General features: G+C 67.9%; 10 protein-coding genes, 1 tRNA gene and 2 pseudogenes. 2 read left to right on the forward strand and 11 right to left on the reverse strand.

The genetic code is table 11. The annotated features are described in order from the left end of the window. Positions 1-65 precede the first annotated feature (65 nt). From N416_RS0103840 to N416_RS0103850, 4 genes and pseudogenes are all read right to left on the reverse strand, one after another. Positions 66-2,420, reverse strand: a complete 2,355-nt coding sequence (locus N416_RS0103840) for a glycerol-3-phosphate 1-O-acyltransferase (protein WP_024440812.1) — start codon at positions 2,418-2,420, stop codon at positions 66-68. Between the two features lie 14 nt (positions 2,421-2,434). Continuing rightward, a pseudogene (locus N416_RS24340) lies at positions 2,435-2,584 on the reverse strand (hypothetical protein); the annotation flags it as partial. A gap of 237 nt (positions 2,585-2,821) precedes the next feature. Beyond that, a pseudogene (locus N416_RS0103845) lies at positions 2,822-4,051 on the reverse strand (HAD-IB family hydrolase); the annotation flags it as partial. Continuing rightward, on the reverse strand, positions 4,048-5,496 hold the full coding sequence (locus tag N416_RS0103850) for a wax ester/triacylglycerol synthase family O-acyltransferase (protein ID WP_024440814.1): 1,449 nt from the start codon (positions 5,494-5,496) through the stop codon (positions 4,048-4,050). The gene N416_RS0103850 and the pseudogene N416_RS0103845, both read right to left, overlap by 4 nt. Positions 5,497-5,874: 378 nt before the next feature. Here N416_RS0103850 and N416_RS0103855 point away from each other — a divergent pair. Further along, positions 5,875-5,948, forward strand: a tRNA-Arg gene (locus N416_RS0103855). Between the two features lie 540 nt (positions 5,949-6,488). Next, a complete protein-coding gene (locus N416_RS0103865) occupies positions 6,489-7,247 on the forward strand; it encodes an enoyl-CoA hydratase (protein ID WP_024440815.1) in 759 nt (252 codons plus the stop codon). Positions 7,248-7,257: 10 nt separating this feature from the next. Here N416_RS0103865 and N416_RS0103870 read toward each other — a convergent pair whose 3' ends face one another. The 7 genes from N416_RS0103870 to N416_RS0103900 all read right to left on the reverse strand — a co-directional run bounded on the left by N416_RS0103870 (position 7,258) and on the right by N416_RS0103900 (position 16,243). Continuing rightward, positions 7,258-8,445, reverse strand: coding sequence for a dihydrolipoamide acetyltransferase family protein (locus tag N416_RS0103870; protein WP_024440816.1), 1,188 nt, complete (start codon positions 8,443-8,445; stop codon positions 7,258-7,260). Then, on the reverse strand, positions 8,442-9,494 hold the full coding sequence (locus N416_RS0103875) for an alpha-ketoacid dehydrogenase subunit beta (protein WP_024440817.1): 1,053 nt from the start codon (positions 9,492-9,494) through the stop codon (positions 8,442-8,444). Before N416_RS0103875 ends, N416_RS0103870 begins: the two co-directional genes overlap by 4 nt. Next, positions 9,494-10,588, reverse strand: coding sequence for a pyruvate dehydrogenase (acetyl-transferring) E1 component subunit alpha (gene pdhA / locus N416_RS0103880; RefSeq protein WP_024440818.1), 1,095 nt, complete (start codon positions 10,586-10,588; stop codon positions 9,494-9,496). Before pdhA ends, N416_RS0103875 begins: the two co-directional genes overlap by 1 nt. A gap of 90 nt (positions 10,589-10,678) precedes the next feature. Beyond that, positions 10,679-13,264, reverse strand: coding sequence for a multicopper oxidase domain-containing protein (locus N416_RS0103885; protein ID WP_024440819.1), 2,586 nt, complete (start codon positions 13,262-13,264; stop codon positions 10,679-10,681). Positions 13,265-13,324: 60 nt separating this feature from the next. Further along, the gene (locus N416_RS0103890; protein WP_024440820.1) at positions 13,325-14,572 is read right to left on the reverse strand and encodes a sulfotransferase; all 1,248 of its coding nucleotides are present in this window, start codon (positions 14,570-14,572) and stop codon (positions 13,325-13,327) included. After that, entirely contained in the window at positions 14,569-15,633 is a 1,065-nt protein-coding gene (locus N416_RS0103895) for a DUF1214 domain-containing protein (protein WP_024440821.1), read from the reverse strand. Before N416_RS0103895 ends, N416_RS0103890 begins: the two co-directional genes overlap by 4 nt. Continuing rightward, positions 15,626-16,243, reverse strand: a complete 618-nt coding sequence (locus N416_RS0103900; protein ID WP_036457189.1) for a TetR/AcrR family transcriptional regulator — start codon at positions 16,241-16,243, stop codon at positions 15,626-15,628. The genes N416_RS0103895 and N416_RS0103900 overlap by 8 nt, the downstream gene beginning before the upstream one ends. Positions 16,244-16,248 lie beyond the last annotated feature (5 nt).

Consider the following 16,248-nt stretch of genomic DNA (forward strand, 5'->3'; position numbering starts at 1 on the left):
GCTCCCAGCGTATGGTGCGCGCCAGCCGCGCTGCATACCAGGCGGGCGACGTTGCGGCGCGCCTGCTACCTGCTCAATCCCCGCCAGTGGCGTCGCACCTCCATGTCCCGGGCGGCAAATGCCTCCCGGGCGATGCGGGCGATGTGGTCGGAGTCCTGCAGGATCCCTCGCAGTTCAGCGCGGAACGCCTTGCGGCGGCCGGCCAGATCCGGCGCGGGTTCCAGCAGGCCCTGGTCGGCGAGCACCTGACAGGCGGTGGCGAACAGCAAGGTCGACACCGATTCGCTGCTGCGAACGCGCCCCTGCGCCACGTACTGGCGACCGACCCCTAGGGCCAACTGCGTCAGTTCGTTCTCGCCGATGTCGTCCGGTGCGTCGCAGAGCACATCGGCGACGATCGCGTAGGACTCGAAGAACACCCGCAGCATGACGTCGGAGGTCACCGGACTCTTTTCGGACAGAATGCCGTCGATCTCGGCGCCACCGGCGCCCACCCGCTGCTGCCAGTCACCGAACCAGGACATCTCCTCGGCGATGTTGTCGCGGAAAGACGCTGAATCGGCGAAGTAGAAGTCGAACTTGAGCAGGTCGCGCAGCCGCATCGCCTGCGTCCAGAACGCGTCCAGCCGGTCGCCTTCACCGCGGCCGGCGTGCGCCAGGGCCAGTTCGACGATCGACGTCTCCAGGAAGGCGTGGATCACCGAGTTGCGGTAGAACGACGCGGCGTGCTCGTCTTCGGGGGCGATCCGCCACACCGACTCTCGTCCGCCGTCAACACGGGTTACCGGGTGCCCGTTGGATAACGCATCCACCGCTGCGCGTACCCCGTCGCGGCTGCGCAGCCGCAACCCGCTGTTGGAGATCGGAGTCTGCTTGCGTTCCAGGTAATCCAGGCCGGCCTGCAGCGAATGGTGGATCTGGTCCAGCGTCAACGCCAGCCCGTGCGTAGTCAGCAGCAACGCTGACACCAGGCCGGTCGCGCTGATCGGGGTGACACGCTGGATCCGCCAGGCCACCTCGATGGCCATCTTCTGCATGGCCAGCCGCTTGGCATCCGGATCAGTGGCAGCCGCACTGTCGGGGGCACCCAAGTACTGGCGCATTGATACGGCCTCGGGGAAGCGCACGTATATCTTGCCGTAGTTGCGTTCGCCCTGCGCCTTGATGAAACGGTAGAGCCAGCGGATCCCCTCGGGGGTCTTCTCTCCGCCGCGGGCATAGGCGGCGTACTCGTCGGTCTCATGCAGTTGGTCAAAACTGATCGAAACACCCTGCAGCAGAACATCTTCGGTGCGGTTGTCCAGGTAGGCATCGGCGACGTAGGTCATCAGCCCGAGCTTGGGGGGCAGCATCTTGCCGGTACGCGACCGGGTGCCCTCGATAGACCAGCTCAGGTTGAACCGCTTCTCCATCACGTAGCCCACGTACTCCTTGAGCACGTATTTGTAGAGCGGGTTGTTGCCGATGCTGCGGCGGATGAAGATGACGCCGGAGCGGCGCAGCAACGGCCCCATCAATCCGAACGACAGATTGATACCCGCGAAGACGTGGACCGGAGGAAGCCGGTTCTCCTGCATCGCCACCGGCATGACCGCGCCGTCGATGTAGGACCGGTGGGAGAACAGCAGCACCGCGGGGTGATTCTCCAGCGCGGTGCGCAGGGCGGCGACCTGATATTCGTCGTAGTCGATCTCGGGATCGAAGCCGCGGCTGAGCATCCGGGTCAAGACGGCGACCAAGTCGACCGAGACCCGACTCCAGCCGGTGGACAGCTCATCGAGCATCTTGCCGGCCTCGTCGACGGTGGCGCCCGGAATGGCGTCCAGTCCCTCGCGGAATCGGGTGGACGCCAAGATCTCCGGTTTCACCAGCCGCGGGGACTTGTATTGCGGGCCCAGGATCCGGTTCTCGGCGCGCTCCAGCGCCAGCACTGCGCGGCGCGTGACGAAATGCGCGAAGTCCCGCGGGTTTTCCGCGACGGTGTTTTCACTCCACTGGCTGCGCAGGTCGGCGACGCTGGCCGGCTCACCCACCACGACGCGGGCCAACGACGACTCGGTACGCAGGATCTGGCGCTGTTGGCGTTCGCTGGGCCGATACGGATTGCGGCCGGGCAGCAAGGCGGCCACGCGCTTCAGGGCGGACGCTTCAGCACGGGGCATCCAGAACACCCGCACCGGCAGGATCGACCGCCGCTCGTCGCGCTGGAGGTGGCCGACCAGCCGAGCCATCGCACCGGACGAGCGTTGCGACGGGTCGAGTTCCAGCAGTTCGATGCGGTGGTCGGGGCGGCCGTCCCGGTACCGTTCCAGCCACTCGTGAACGAGGTCGGCCTCCACCGGCGACTTCACGTAGGCCAAGACCAGGGTGTCGAAGGGTGCGGTGGCCTCCGCGGGATCGCTGGCCGGTGATGTCGTCACTGCTCCCCCTTCGGGGCCGGCGGCTTCTTGGCCGGGGCTTTCTTGGCCGCAGCCTTCTTGGCCGGCGCCTTCTTGGCGGCAACCTTTTTAGCCGGGGTCTTCTTGGCGGCAGCCTTTTTAGCGGGCGCCTTCTTGGCCGCCGGCTTGGGTGACCAGGCCGGCAACTCGTCGACCGGCCAGTCGGCCAGGGTGTCCAGGTACAGCTGCCGGACCTCCGCGATCCGCTCGGGCAGCGTGTCGACCGTCCAATCCTCGACCGAGATCGCCGGGAACACCGCGACGTCGACGGTGCCCGGGTGAGCGCTCATCGAGTCGCGGGCCGCGACCACCTCGGCGTTGCGGATGATCACCGGCACGATCGGTATCCCGGCCGCCATTGCGAGCCGGAAGGGTCCCTTCTTGAACGGGCCCACCCCGGTGGTGTCGACCCGAGTGCCTTCCGGCGCGATCACCACCGACAAGCCGCGCTTGGCACGTTCTTCGACCTGTTGTAGCGACTCCACGGCCGCTGCCGCGTCGTCCCGGTCGATGAACACCATCTCGGTCAGCTTCCCCAGCGGACCGGCGATCGGGTCTCGCTCCAGTTCGCGCTTGCCGACGCTGATCCAGTTGTCACGCACCAGCGAGGCTGTGATCACCGGATCGACCTGGTTGCGGTGGTTGAAGATGAACACCGCCGGCCGGGTTGCGGTGAGATTCTCTTTGCCGATCACGTTGAGCCGCACGCCATTCAAACCAAGCAGCACCTGCGGGAACAGCGCGGTAAAGAAGTTGACCCCGCGACGGCGGCTGCCACTCAGTAGGCCCAGCCCGATCGCGCCAGCGCCCACCGGGACGATCGAGCTGAGGCCGGCCAGGTTCCGCAGTTGGCCGACGACTCCGCTGCCGCGGCTGCTGAACTGCAGGATCGGCCAGCCGCGCTTGCGGGCGACCGAGGCCATCTTGCCCTCGGGGTTCGTCGGTCGCGGATTGCCGACCAGATGCATCAGCGCAACGTCTTCGTCCCCGTCGGCGTAGAAGTAACTGTCCTGCAGGTCGATGTCGTGTTCGGCGGCGAACTTCTGCACCGCGGCGGCCTTGCCCGGCCCCCACAGGATCGGTTCGACCACCTCGCCGGTGAGCACCCCGTCCTCGTCGGTGACGAAGGCGTTGGTGAGCGTGTTGGCAATACCCAGGAAACGGGCCACCGGTTCGACCTGGATGGTCAGCGCCGAAGAACTCAGCACGACGGTGTGCCCACGAGCCTGGTGGGCTCGCACCACCGCACGCATTTCGGGGTAGATGCGCTTGGCGATCTTCTGCACGAACAGCCGCTCGCCGATCTCATCGAGGTCACTGATCGAACGGCCACGCAGTGCCGACGACGCGGTCTTGATGAGCTCCTCGAACTCGATGCGGCCGAGCTGATGGTTGAGCCCGGCCTGGATCATGCCGAATAGCTCCCCCAGCCCCATGTCGCGGCTCCGGAATCGCTCCCGGGTGAGGATCACGGCGGTGAAGCCGGCCACCAGGGTGCCGTCAAGGTCGAAGAACGCGCCGATCTTGGGCCCTGGCGGGCTCGCCGCGATCTCAGCCACCGATCCGGGCAGCCGCATGTCGCGCGGCTGCCGAGGCTTCGAGTCGTCGGTCATGACGCGTCACCGTCCGAGAAGGAGGCCGGCACGCAGCGCGGCGCGGGATCTCCGGCGAGCGCCAGCACTTCGTCGAAGCCCGCCACCAGACAGCTGGCGAACAGCCTCTCGTCGCGGACGGCTGCGCGGTCGTAGCGGACCGTGACGGTGCACTCGCCGCCGCGGGAGATCAGCACCACCATCATCGCGACCCCCGGCAACGGACCTATCCCGTAGTGCCGCAGCACCTTCGCACCCGCGATATAGGTTTCGCCGGGATAGAACGCCACATTGCTGGCCTGCACGTCGGCGTTGACCACCGACTCGGTCATCTTCTCCAGAACCGGGGATGGGAAGACGCTCAACAGCGGCGCGATGGAGCCGAGCACGTCCATCGCCGGCTCGTCACGGCGCTGGGTCATCTGCGACCGAATCCGCTTCATCCGCTCTACCGGGTCGGCGACTCCGACCGGGGCCGCCAGATTCACCCCGGTGAACCGGTTGCCGCCGGCTGGATCGGCATCGGCGCGCAGGTTCACCGGGATCGCCATCGGCAGCGTCGCGATCGGCACCCCCAGCGCCCGGTGATAGCGCCCCAGCGCACCGGACAGGGCAGCCAGGTAGGCGTCATTGATGGATCCACCGCCGGCCTTGGCGGCCCGATGCAGATCCGACAGCCGCACGTCGATCGCCTGGGTCCGGCTGGCCAGGCTGCGCCGGCGCAGCAACGGCGAGGGTTCGGCGGCCTGACTCATCACCCGCGCACCCGACCGGGCGTAGGTGATGGCGCCGGTCACCGCCGACAACGGGTCGCGCACGGTGCGGGTCGCCATCGACAGCGCCCCCAACAGCACATCGCGGGTACCGCCGAGCATTGCGATCGGCAGGTGGTTGATGCCGTCGCGCATCAGGTCGCCTGCCGACAGCTCCTGCGGTATCGGCTGTGGCGGCATCGACCGCGCCGGCGGATCACGCTCCAGGTCATAGATCCGGCCGAACATCGCAGCACCCCCGACACCGTCGGTGACCGCGTGGCTCAGGTGCATCAAGGTGGCCGCGCGCCCGTCGGCCAGCCCTTCCACCAGCGTCGCCGACCACAAAGGGCGCTGGATGTCCATCGGTGATTGCAGGGCCACCTCGGCCAGATCGAGCACCTCGCGCAAGCCCCCGGGCTCGGGCACCCGAACCCGCCGGACGTGAAAATCAAGATTGAAGTCGGGGTCCACCACCCACCGCGGGGCAGCCGTCGGCAACGTGGGCACCACAACTTTCTGGCGTAACCGCAGCACTTTCCGCGAGACGTTCTCGAACAGACTCCGGAAGCGGTCCCAGTCAGGGGTGGTGTCGAGCAACTCCAGGCCCATGATCCCCGAGCGGGTGCGCGGATTGGCCTCCCCGCGGTGCAGCAGGTAGTCAAGAGCACCGAGCTCGGTAGGCAATCCGTCGGCGTCCACAAGGTCACCCACGCCGAGCTCCCCACACCGCAGCCCTACCCCGCCCTGCTCGGCACACCGAGGCTGTCACCACACACCACTCCTGATTCACAGAGGTCACGCCGACCATTCAACGCTAGTTGTTTGCCCCCGGCGACGGGTGTCGATTGGCCCAGATCCGGATGCCTGCCGACAAATCGAAATACTGTGTTGGCCGGTTGAATTGGTAACGGCGGTTCAGCGAGGTTCGACGAAGGAGAGCCGAAGCTGGAACCGCCACATGAGCCCAGCGGTTCAGCGAGGTTCGACGAAGGAGAGCCGAAGCTGGAACCGCGGCCTCGACCCCGCGGGTGCGGCTTTACTCGGTCGCCGGGGATCCACCCCTACCAGCGGATAAACTGGATCCGCATTGCCTCCGTAGCTCAGGTGGATAGAGCACATGACTTCTAATCTTGTGGTCGCAGGTTCGAGTCCTGCCGGGGGCGCAACAGCCGTGTATGACTTCGGGTGATGCTTGCCAGCGGCTTCGGTTGATCCTTGACGCGCCGGCCGGGTCGACGAGCTCAACTAGCGGCGATCGGCCCGGCTACCGTCACCGGATGCCACCTCGCCGCAGGTTTCCGTCTGCCAAAACCTCGGGGCGGCTCGCGCGCGTTACGCGACGCGACGACGACGGCTCCTTCGTTGCGGGCCCTGGACCACAGTGATTAGCGCCGGGGATTCGGCAACCAGCCGGGCTAGCCACTAGGCTGGAGCATCAACGATCAACCAAGGCGATCCGTCCACGCATCGAACGCCGCCGAACAGCGGCGCGTCAGCCCCAGCGGAACGCCACAAGCCCGGTTCGCATGACATCGTGTCGCGCGGAACGACAAGGAGACCGGGCAAATCGCGAAAGGCAGATCCATGAGCCACGAACGGGCGCTCGTCTTCTTCACCATGTTCATGATCGCAATGGTGGGGGTGACCGCAGGAGTCGTCACCTGGCTCGGCTGATCGCTCCCCCGCGGTAGCGTCATCGCCCCATGACACGTCCCGATCTCGTCTTATACAGCGTCACCGACCGCGTAGCGCTGATCACCGTCAACGATCCGGACCGGCGTAATGCCGTCACCGGCGCGATGTCGGTGCAGCTGCGGGCCGCTGTGGAGCGCGCCGAAGCCGACCCCGACGTGCACGCGGTGGTGGTCACCGGCGCCGGCCGGGCGTTCTGCGCCGGAGCCGACCTGTCGGCCCTCGGTGCGGCGACCGAGGACGGCCTGTTGGCGCTGTACGACGGTTTCATGGCGATCGCGCAGTGCACGCTACCCACGATCGCCGCGGTCAACGGTGCCGCGGTAGGTGCGGGTCTGAACCTGGCGCTGGCCGCCGACGTGCGTATCGCCGGTCCGGCGGCGCTGTTCGACGCCCGGTTCCAGCAGTTGGGTCTGCATCCCGGCGGCGGCGCCACCTGGATGCTGCATCGGGCGGTCGGTCCCCAGGTGGCCCGGGCCGCGCTGTTGTTCGGGATGCGTTTCGACGCGGAGGCAGCGGTGCGGCACGGTTTGGCGCTGCAGATCGACGAGGACCCGGTCAGCGCGGCTTTGGCGTTGGCCGCCGGACCGGCGTCGGCGCCTCGGCAGGTGGTTTTGGCGACCAAGGCGACGATGCGCGCCACCGCCACTCCCGGCGCGCTCGAGGGCGACCAACACGAGTTCGCCAAGCAGACCGAGCTGGGTCCGCAGGCAGCCACCGTCGAGTCGCCCGACTTCGCCGCACGGCTGGCCGCAGCGCAGCGCAAATAGCAGCGCCCGCCTACAGATCCAGCAGCGCGAGCTCGGGTTGTTCGATCAGATCGCGAAGCGCGCACAAGAATTCGGCGATCTGCGCGCCGTCGGCGATGCGATGGTCGAATGCGCACGTCAGGGTCAGCTGCGGACGCACGACGACGCTGTCACCCACCGCCACCGGCCGTGGCCTTAGCGAGCCGATCCCCAGGATGGCCGCCTCCGGGTAATTGATCACCGGCACCCCGTCATCGAGGCCGAGCGCCCCGAAGTTGGAGACCGTGAACGTGGATCCCTGCAACTCGGCTGGCTTGAGGGTTCCGGCGCGGGCCTCGGCGATCAGCCGGGCAACGATGTCGGCGAGTTCGCGGGTGGTCTTGCGGTGCGCGTCGAACACCACCGGCACCAACAGGCCGCGGGGCGCGGCCACCCCGAAGCCCAGGTGGACGCTGTGGTGGGTGCGGATCATCGGGCCCGCCGGCGCTTCGACCCAGGTGGCGTTCAGCACCGGGTGGCGGGTCAGGGCGATGACCAGCAGACGCAGGATCAGCACGAACGGAGTGATCGCTGCAGCGTCCGCCTCGACCAGCCGGTCCCGCAGCTGCAGCAGATTCGTGCCGTCGACCTGCACGCTGGCGTGCGCATCGGGGATCCTGCTACGCGACAGTGTCATCCGCTCGGCCATGGCCGCCTGCACCGGGCTGGGCGGACGAAGTTCGTCGTCGGGTGCCGCCTGGCCGGCCGCGGCCCGCACACCGTCGGGGGTGATCACGCCGCTCGGTCCGGGAGGCACCCGGCTCAAGTCGACGCCCAGCTCGGCGGCGAGCTTGCGGGCACCCGGCTTGGCCTTGGGCCGACCCGTGGTGGACGTGCAGGTGCGGCGGCTGGTGTCGAACGTGTCGTCGGCGCCGTAGCCGACCAGCACCGGAGCGCGCCCGCCGGGCTCGGCTGGGCGCTCGGCCGGTGTACCGGTATCGATACGCACCAGGGGTGCCCCGACCGCGAGCACATCGCCCACCGCGCCGCCCAGCTCGACCACCCGGCCGGCATACGGGCTGGGGATCTCCACCTCAGCTTTGGCGGTCTCCACCGAGCACAGTGCCTGGTTGAGTTCGATCCGATCACCGACGGCGACGTTCCAGCTTGTCACGGTCACCTCTTCGAGTCCCTCCCCGAGATCGGGGACGGTGAAGGTCTGAACCGTCTCGGTGCTCACGGCGCCTCCAACACACGCTGAACGCAGTCCAGCAGCCGGTCGGGGCCGGGCAGCCACAGTCGTTCCAGCCGCGCCGGTGGATAGGGGGTGTCGAATCCGGTGGCGCGCAACACCGGTGCCTCCAGCTCGTAGAACAGCTCCTCGGAGATGCGCGCGGCCAGTTCGGCGCCATAGCCGAGGTTGCGGGACCCCTCGTGCAACACCACGCATCGCCCGGTGCGCCGCACTGACGCAGCGACGGTGTCGAAGTCGAGCGGGACCAGCGAGCGCAGATCGACCACCTCCAGGCTCCACCCGTGGTTCTGCGCGCCGATCTCGGCCGCGGACAGTGCGGTGGCCACCCCGCCGCCGTAGGTGAGCACCGTGACGTCGGTACCGGCGCGGCGTACGGCAGCACACCCGATCCCCGGCGCCGGGTGTTCGGTATCGACGGCACCCCGGGCCCAGTACCGTCGCTTGGGTTCGAGGAACATCACCGGGTCGGGGGCGGCGATCGAGTGCCGCAGTAGCCAGTAAGCGTCCGAGGGGTCGGCGGGCACCACGACCTTGAGTCCGGCGGTGTGCGCCCAATAGGTTTCGGTGGATTCCGAATGATGCTCGGCCGCACCGATTCCGCCGAACGAGGGGATGCGCACGGTGACCGGCATCGACACCGCGCCGCGAGTTCGGGTGCGGTACTTGGCCAAGTGGCTGACCACCTGGTCCAATGCGGGGTAGCTGAATCCGTCGAACTGGATCTCCGGAACCGGTACGAAGCCGCGCATCGCCAGCCCTATAGCGATGCCGATCACCGCCGATTCGGCCAGTGGCGTATCGAAACAGCGTTGCTCACCGAACGTTTCAGCCAGGCCTTCGGTCACCCGGAACACCCCGCCCTGCACGCCGACGTCGGTGCCGAACACCAGGACCTTGGCATCGGCGTCCATCGCATCGCGCAACGCCCGGTTGAGCGCCGCGACCATGGTCAGCTCTTCACTTTTTCGGGCGGTGGATCCGGTGGCCGCGGTGGGAGTCGCTGCGCGGGTGGGTGGTTCGAGAATCTGGGTCATCAGCGCCCCCTGCCCAATTCGGCGTGCAGCGCGGCGCGCTGCTGCTGCAGATCCGGGGTGATCTCGGCGTAGACGGCGGTGAACACCTCGTCGATGTCGGCATCGGGGGCCGCGACCGTGGCGTCTCGCAGCTCGCTGCGTACGCGCTGGGCCCGAGCGTCGACTCGGTCTTCCAGGCGTTGCGACCACACGCCGATATTGCGCAGGTAGCTGCGGTAGCGCGGGATCGGGTCGAGTGCCGTCCACCGGTCGACTTCGGCGTTGCTGCGGTAGCGGGTCGGATCATCGGAGGTGGTGTGCGGGCCGAGCCGGTAGGTGACGGCCTCGATCAGGCTCGGGCCACCGCCGTGTCGCGCCCGCTCGGCAGCTTCGGCCATCACCGCATAGCAGGCCAGCGGGTCATTGCCGTCCACCCGGATGCCGGGCATGCCGTAGCCGATCGCCTTGTGCGCCAGCGAGACAGCGGCGGTCTGCTTGCTCAGCGGCACCGAGATGGCCCATTGATTGTTCTGCACATAGAACACGCACGGGGCGGTGTACACCGCGGCGAAGTTGAGTGCCTCGTGTACGTCGCCCTCGCTGGTGGCGCCGTCGCCGGTGAAGGCGACGGTGACGGAGTCCTCGGCCAGGCGTTGGGCGGCCATCGCCGCGCCCACCGCGTGCAGCGTCTGGGTGCCGATCGGAATCGAGATCGGCGCACAGTTCTTCTCGGTGAACTCCAGCCCGCCGTTCCACGTTCCACGCCAGGCGGATGCGAGGTGCCACGGCGGGATGCCCCGGGTGACGAAGACGCCCAGCTCGCGGTATTGCGGGAACAGCCAGTCGGTTTTGCGCAGACACGCGGCGGCGCCCACTTGGGCGGCCTCCTGGCCGCGGCATGACGCGTACAACGCCAGCTCGCCCTGGCGTTGCAGGTTGACCAGTTCGGTGTCGAGCTCGCGGGTGAGCACCATCAGCTCGTAGAGCCAACAGAGGGTCTCTTCGGGCAGGTCCCGGCTATAGCGATTCTCGGCGGTGGGCGCCCCGTCCGGCCCGATCAGCTGCACAGGCTCCAGAGCGACCTGAGGACCGGTAATGCCTGGCAGCTGGCCCATGTGAGCCTCCTTGTGACGCTGATCTCATTATGCCAGCGAACACCGAGAGCCCAGTTCATCCACACCACGGCGACGCGCCGTGTCGGGCCGTCAGCCGGAGACCTCGAAGATGCCGTGCGCACCGTTCTCGGCGTGCCGCATGTCGTGATCCATGAACGGATAGTGGCCCGGTTCGGGGAAGGTGAGCTCGACGAACCCGCCTTGGGCGGGCGCCAGGTCGAGAGCCTGCGCACCTCCTGCCGGCGCCGAAGGGTCATTGGGCCGCAACAGCCAAGCGCCCTCTTTGTAGACGGTGTCGAACTGCGACCCGACGACGTGGAATGCGATCGAGTCGCCCGGGCCGGCATTGACCACCCAGACGCGCACCCGTTCGCCGGTGCGCGCCGGAAGCGGGGCGTGCATGTACTGGGCCGCGGTCCCGTTGAACATCCAGCCGTCGGGCTGGCCGGCGCGGATGGCCGTGGTTTGGGCGTCGGAATCCGGTGCGCTCGCATAGAGCTGCGCACCGACCAGGGCGTATTCCCGATCGACCGCCGCCAACCCGGGCGGGTCGATGATCACCGCCCCGTACATGCCGTTGGCGATGTGCAGCGCCATCGGCGGGGTACTGCAGTGATAAAGCCAGGCGCCGGCCCGCTGCGCCGTGAACCGGTAGACCAGCCGCTCCCCCGGCGTCAAGGTGCGCATCGGTTGGTCCGGGGCGAGCGCGCCGGCGTGAAAGTCGATTCCGTGGCCCATACTCGCGTCGTTGATCAGGGTGATCTCGAAGGTGTCTCCGACCCGGCCGTGCAGGGTCGGTGCCGGTTCGACACCGCCGAAGGTCCAGCGGATCTCCCGGCGACCGGGAGCGATCTCCAATTCCCGGTCGACAGCGTGCAGTTCCACCCGATGCACACCAGGGGTCGCCGCCGCGAGCATCGCATCGCGCGGCCGCCAGCCGGGGGACGGATCGGCGGCCAGGTCCAAAACCGTCGGTGCGGACAGGCCACCATGCTCCCCGCCGCTGTGCTCATGCCGCGGGACACCACCGAGGGCGTGGATCGTCATCGTCATGCCGGCCGCCCGGTGACCGGGTACGTCGCACCATGCCTCCCGGTCCTGGCGCACCGCACCGAGATCCAGCACCGCGGTCTGGCCGCGACTCAACCGTGGGGTGCGCTCGCCGGTGTCGACGTGCAAGTCGTGCGGCAGTCCGTCGATGTTGGTGACTCGCAGCACCAATCGGGTTCCCGCCGGCACGTTGATCACATCCGGGGAGAACCGCATGTTCTTCAGGGTGACGTCGACGGTGCGGGCTTCACCGGAGACACCGGCGGCCCCCGAGGACGCGGGGCCGCCGACCCCCAGCCCCAGCGCGGCGGCGACGGCGACCGCCGCGGCGACGGCGACCGCGCCGGTGACCGCCCGGGGATGCGGTGCGATCGCCTCGGTGTCGAGCGGGCCGCGCAGCGCCACGGGTAGCGCGAGCCGCAGCGCCAGCAGTACGAAGCTGGCGACCGCGACCGCGGCCAGCACCCAGCCGATCAACGGCACGGGTGGTCGCCACGGCCCGGCCACCAGCGGGACGGCGAGGTTGATCGCGCAGACCCGGGCCTGCCAGCCCTGGTCCAAGTAGCTGATGACGGCTTTGCGAACGGGTGGGCCGTTGGCCACCAGGATCGGCAGCAGTTGGCTCAGGGCGCCCAGCAGGATCTGGGCGACGAATCCGACCGCCAGCAGCGGCAGCAGGGTGTTCTCCACGAATGCGGGCAGCACGTCGACGGAGCGGGCGGCGATCAGACGGATCGTCTCGATCAGGACGGCGACCCCGAGCCAGGCCGTCGCGCCGACCAGCATCCAGGCCGCGGGTCCGGTGAAGCTACGCCCTGGCCATAACCCGACGATGGACAGACCGACCCCGACCGCATACCCCAGCAGTCCGGTGGCGGTCAGCCACCAGCTGTCGGTGAGCAGGCCGGCGGCCGCAACGGTTAGGCCCACCGTCAGCGTCGGCAGCGCGCGCTGGGCCATCGCAAAGCTGCGCGGGGTGATCTTCTCGCGGATTGTGGTGGGCCACAGGGTGAACAAGGTGCCCACCACTGTCAGGCCGATCCAGCCGTAGAGCATCACGTGCACATGGGTGGTCCACAGCCGCGCATACCAGCGGGCTACCCCGAAGGCCATGGCAGCACCGGTCGCCGATCCGGCCAGCAGCGCGGCGATGGCTGCCAGGTAGAAGCCGACCAGGTAGTCGAAGCGCGCCGACAGGGCGCGCTTTTTCATCGCGATCAACTCGGCACCGTGGGCGACGGCCACCGCGGCCACGGCCGTGCCACCCATCCCGGTCAACGCCTCGGTGTTGAAGGCCACTCCGGCCAGGGTCGCGATTACCGCGAGGTTGAGCAGGGACAGCTTGGCCACCAGGTGCCATTGCGGTGGGTCGGGAACCCGGCACAGCGTGGTGGTGAAGTGTCCCGACCAGATGACGATCGCGTTGGTGGCCGCACCGAGCAGTAGCGCGTGCACCGGCAGCCAGATCGGGTGCGCAACGACGTTGTGGGCGGCCAGCAGCGCCACCGCGACGGCCAGCCAACCCAGCACCACGATGTTGGCGCCGAGGAACACCGGCCCGCGCGGTCCGCCCCGGCGGCGGGGTTTGACGACCGGCGCGGGGGGCGGCGGTCCCAACTGGATCATGTTCGCCAGGCTACGGTGGCGGCGCGCTCAGCCGGAAGTGACCTTAGACATCGAAAGCCCTCAGTCGGCGACGAACCGGTTTCGGTAGTCGCGCAGTCGGTTCGCCACCTCGTCGGCATCCAGACCCAGATCGGCCGGTCGGTAGTCCACCGCACCGTAGCGCCCGCGGGGGTGCTCGGCACAGAACTGCGTCATGGCTTCTTTAGCCCGGGTGTCGAGAGGCTGACCCGCGAGCTCGTAGATGGCAGCGACGGTCCCGTCCTCATCAGCCATGAAGTCCTCGAACCGCACGTCGACGGACTGCGCGGCCGGCAGCACCTCGCGATCGCGCAGGCAGCCGGTGAGCAGGTCGTCGGCCCGGTCCAGCCAATACTTCGAGATCTTGACCGGATCGGGATGGTCGCAGGCCATCCGTGCCGCATAGCTGATCATGGTCGCCATCGATCGCGTCACCTCGACCGGATCCCGATGGGTGACAACGAAGGTGGCGTCGGGGAAAGTGGCATACAGCGCGGGGAACTGCTCCAGATGCTGGGGCGACTTGAGCACCCAGCGGGTCCCACCGCGCAGCCATTGCAGTGCCTGCAACGTGCGCTTCATGTAGGCGTACGACGCGCTCTGATCGTGTTCCTTGTAGTGCTGCGCGAATGTCGGCACGTAGTAACTACATTCGAAGAGCATTCCGGAGATGTCGTTGCCCAGCAGCTGGATCTCTTCGTGCGCGTGGTCGACGGTCATGTCATGCATGCGTTTGAACTCGGGCATCGAGGTATTGATCAGATCCAGGCCGACGGCGCAGCGGTCACGCCTGGCCTGCGGATCGGGTTCGCCCGGAGTGGCGACCGGCTCCATGCTCTCCCAGTACGGCAGGTAGCGCAGGGCCGGGTCGGCGGCGATCAAGTTGTGCAGGTGGGTGGTGCCGGTCCGTGGCAGCCCGCAGATGATGATCGGGCGTTCGATCTCGACGCTCTCGATCTCGGGGTTCGCCTCGATCAGGTCTTCCAGCCGAAGCCGGTTGACCAGGTGGCCCACCAGTTGTTCGAACGCCATCGCCCGCCCAACACCGGACAGGTCGGCCTCGGCGACCAGCGAGCCACAGAGCACGTCGAGGCGTTCGGCGAATCCATTGTCGCCCCAGTTGTCCAGGCCTGTTCGTTCGGTTGCCGCCTGCAGCAGGGCTTCCGGGGTGAGTTGCAGGATCGCGCCGTAGCCGGCCAGGCCTTCGCGCATCGGGCCGGCGGCCTCGGGAAAGACCGGATTGGCCAGGTCTGTAAGCCGAATGGCGCCGGGCCGCGTGGCGGCGCTCACGAGGCCAGCTCTGCGACGTCGACGACCCGGCAGACCAGTGGGTCGGGGGTGGCCTCGGGCAGGAACCAGCGCAGCCAGATCAGACCTTTCGACCGGCCCGCGGTGGACACCCAGTTCGGATGTCCGGGATCGGTTTCGCTTATCACGATCTGCCAGGACCCGTCGGGTGCGTAGGTGACGTGCGCACCGTTGATGGTGACTCGCTCGCGGGTGTAGTCGTAGGTGTGCAGGAACGGATTCCACAGGCACAGATTCCAGAACACACACTCCGGTGAGGTTCCTTCGATGGCCAGGGCCTGGCCGGGTTGCAGTTCGTAGGCGCCCATCGCATAGGCGGCATCGCCGGCAGCCCAGCCCACGGTGCGGCTGGGAACCGGGTACGGATCCTGCAGCGCGTTGGCCGGCAGTCGCACGGGCGCCATGGCGGCCTGTTCGCGAATCCAGGTGCGCGCTGCGCGCATCCTGCGGCTGAGGTCGGCCGGGCTGTCGGGGCGCCGCGGCGTGTCATCAAGTGCCTCGATCTTCCACTGCACGCGTCGATCGGTGCCGGGGTCGGTGAGGTAGTCGCGGGTCAGGATGAACACGGCGTCGGGCTCCAGTTTGAGCCAGTTGCCCTGCTGCTCTTGCGCACTGATGATGAACTCGAAGTTGCCGTCGGCGTCGCAACCGAGGTCGCGATCGTTGATGGTGTCGATGATGCGGTCGCTGTAGCGGCCGTCATCGGGGCCGCCGTAGACGGTCATGGACAGGTAGACCCCGTCGCCACGGTTGCCGGTGACCCGATAGCTGCGGCTCGGGTCGACGGGCGCCAACTGATAGAAGGCATCCGAATTGTCGCCGCCCCACTTGAGATAGGGTCCGATCACGTCGACCAGGATCGGTTTGTCCGCATCGCCCCAGATGTAGGCCTCGGAGGCGACGCGCAGCAGGCTCAACGCCCATCGATAGCCGTCGAGGACATCGGCCTCCTCCAGTGGCGGATCGGCGTTCAGTAGACGCTGCTCGACGACGCGCACCTCGTCAAGCAAGTCCGCAAAGGCCTGAGACAGCTCGTCACTCATCCCGGTTCTCCCTTTTTCTCATTCCCTGCAGCAGCAGGGCGCACAGTCTGTCGGCGGCGGCGTCGACGGTCTCGGTGGCCAAGACTTGGGCGATGTAGAAGCTGGTGCCCACCAAGGCGTCATAGGCGATCTCGATATCGACGTCGGCTTCGAGCACGCCTTGGTCGATACCGGCGCGGACCAGCACAGCGAAGGCGGTGCGGGTCGTCTCGTCGAGTAGCTGTTGGGTGCGGATGAACAGCTCCGGGTCGCGGTGGCGATCGGCCAAGATGCCCAGTGCCGCAGCGGCCACGTCCGGTGCGCGCCAGAACTCGAACACCCCGGCAACGAATTGGCGCAGATCGGCTTCAAAATCGCCCGAGCTGGTCAGCACGTCACTGCCCTCGGCGGCACCGAAAACCGCGTCGAACACCAGGTGCGTCTTCGACGGCCAGCGTCGGTAGACGGTGGGGCGGCTGACGTCTGCCTCGCGGGCGATCGCCTCGATCGACACCTGGTCGTAGCCGTCGCGAGCCAGTAGCCGGCGGGCGGCCTCGGTGATGGCCCGCACGGTGCGCGGATCGCGCGGGCGTCCTCGACCGACCGGGGCCTGGTCCGGGCCCGTCGTCACTGTGA

Origin of the sequence: Mycobacterium sp. UM_WGJ (assembly GCF_000455125.1) — a bacterium.
Classification (GTDB): domain Bacteria; phylum Actinomycetota; class Actinomycetes; order Mycobacteriales; family Mycobacteriaceae; genus Mycobacterium.

Bases quoted from the DNA above. Each gene is read 5' to 3' on its own strand.
- N416_RS0103875 (WP_024440817.1), bottom strand. From the start codon at position 9,494: ATGACCCAGATTCTCGAACCACCCACCCGCGCAGCGACTCCCACCGCG.
- N416_RS0103895 (WP_024440821.1), bottom strand. From the start codon at position 15,633: ATGAGTGACGAGCTGTCTCAGGCCTTTGCGGACTTGCTTGACGAGGTG.
- pdhA (WP_024440818.1), bottom strand. From the start codon at position 10,588: ATGGGCCAGCTGCCAGGCATTACCGGTCCTCAGGTCGCTCTGGAGCCT.
- N416_RS0103885 (WP_024440819.1), bottom strand. From the start codon at position 13,264: ATGATCCAGTTGGGACCGCCGCCCCCCGCGCCGGTCGTCAAACCCCGC.
- N416_RS0103865 (WP_024440815.1), top strand. From the start codon at position 6,489: ATGACACGTCCCGATCTCGTCTTATACAGCGTCACCGACCGCGTAGCG.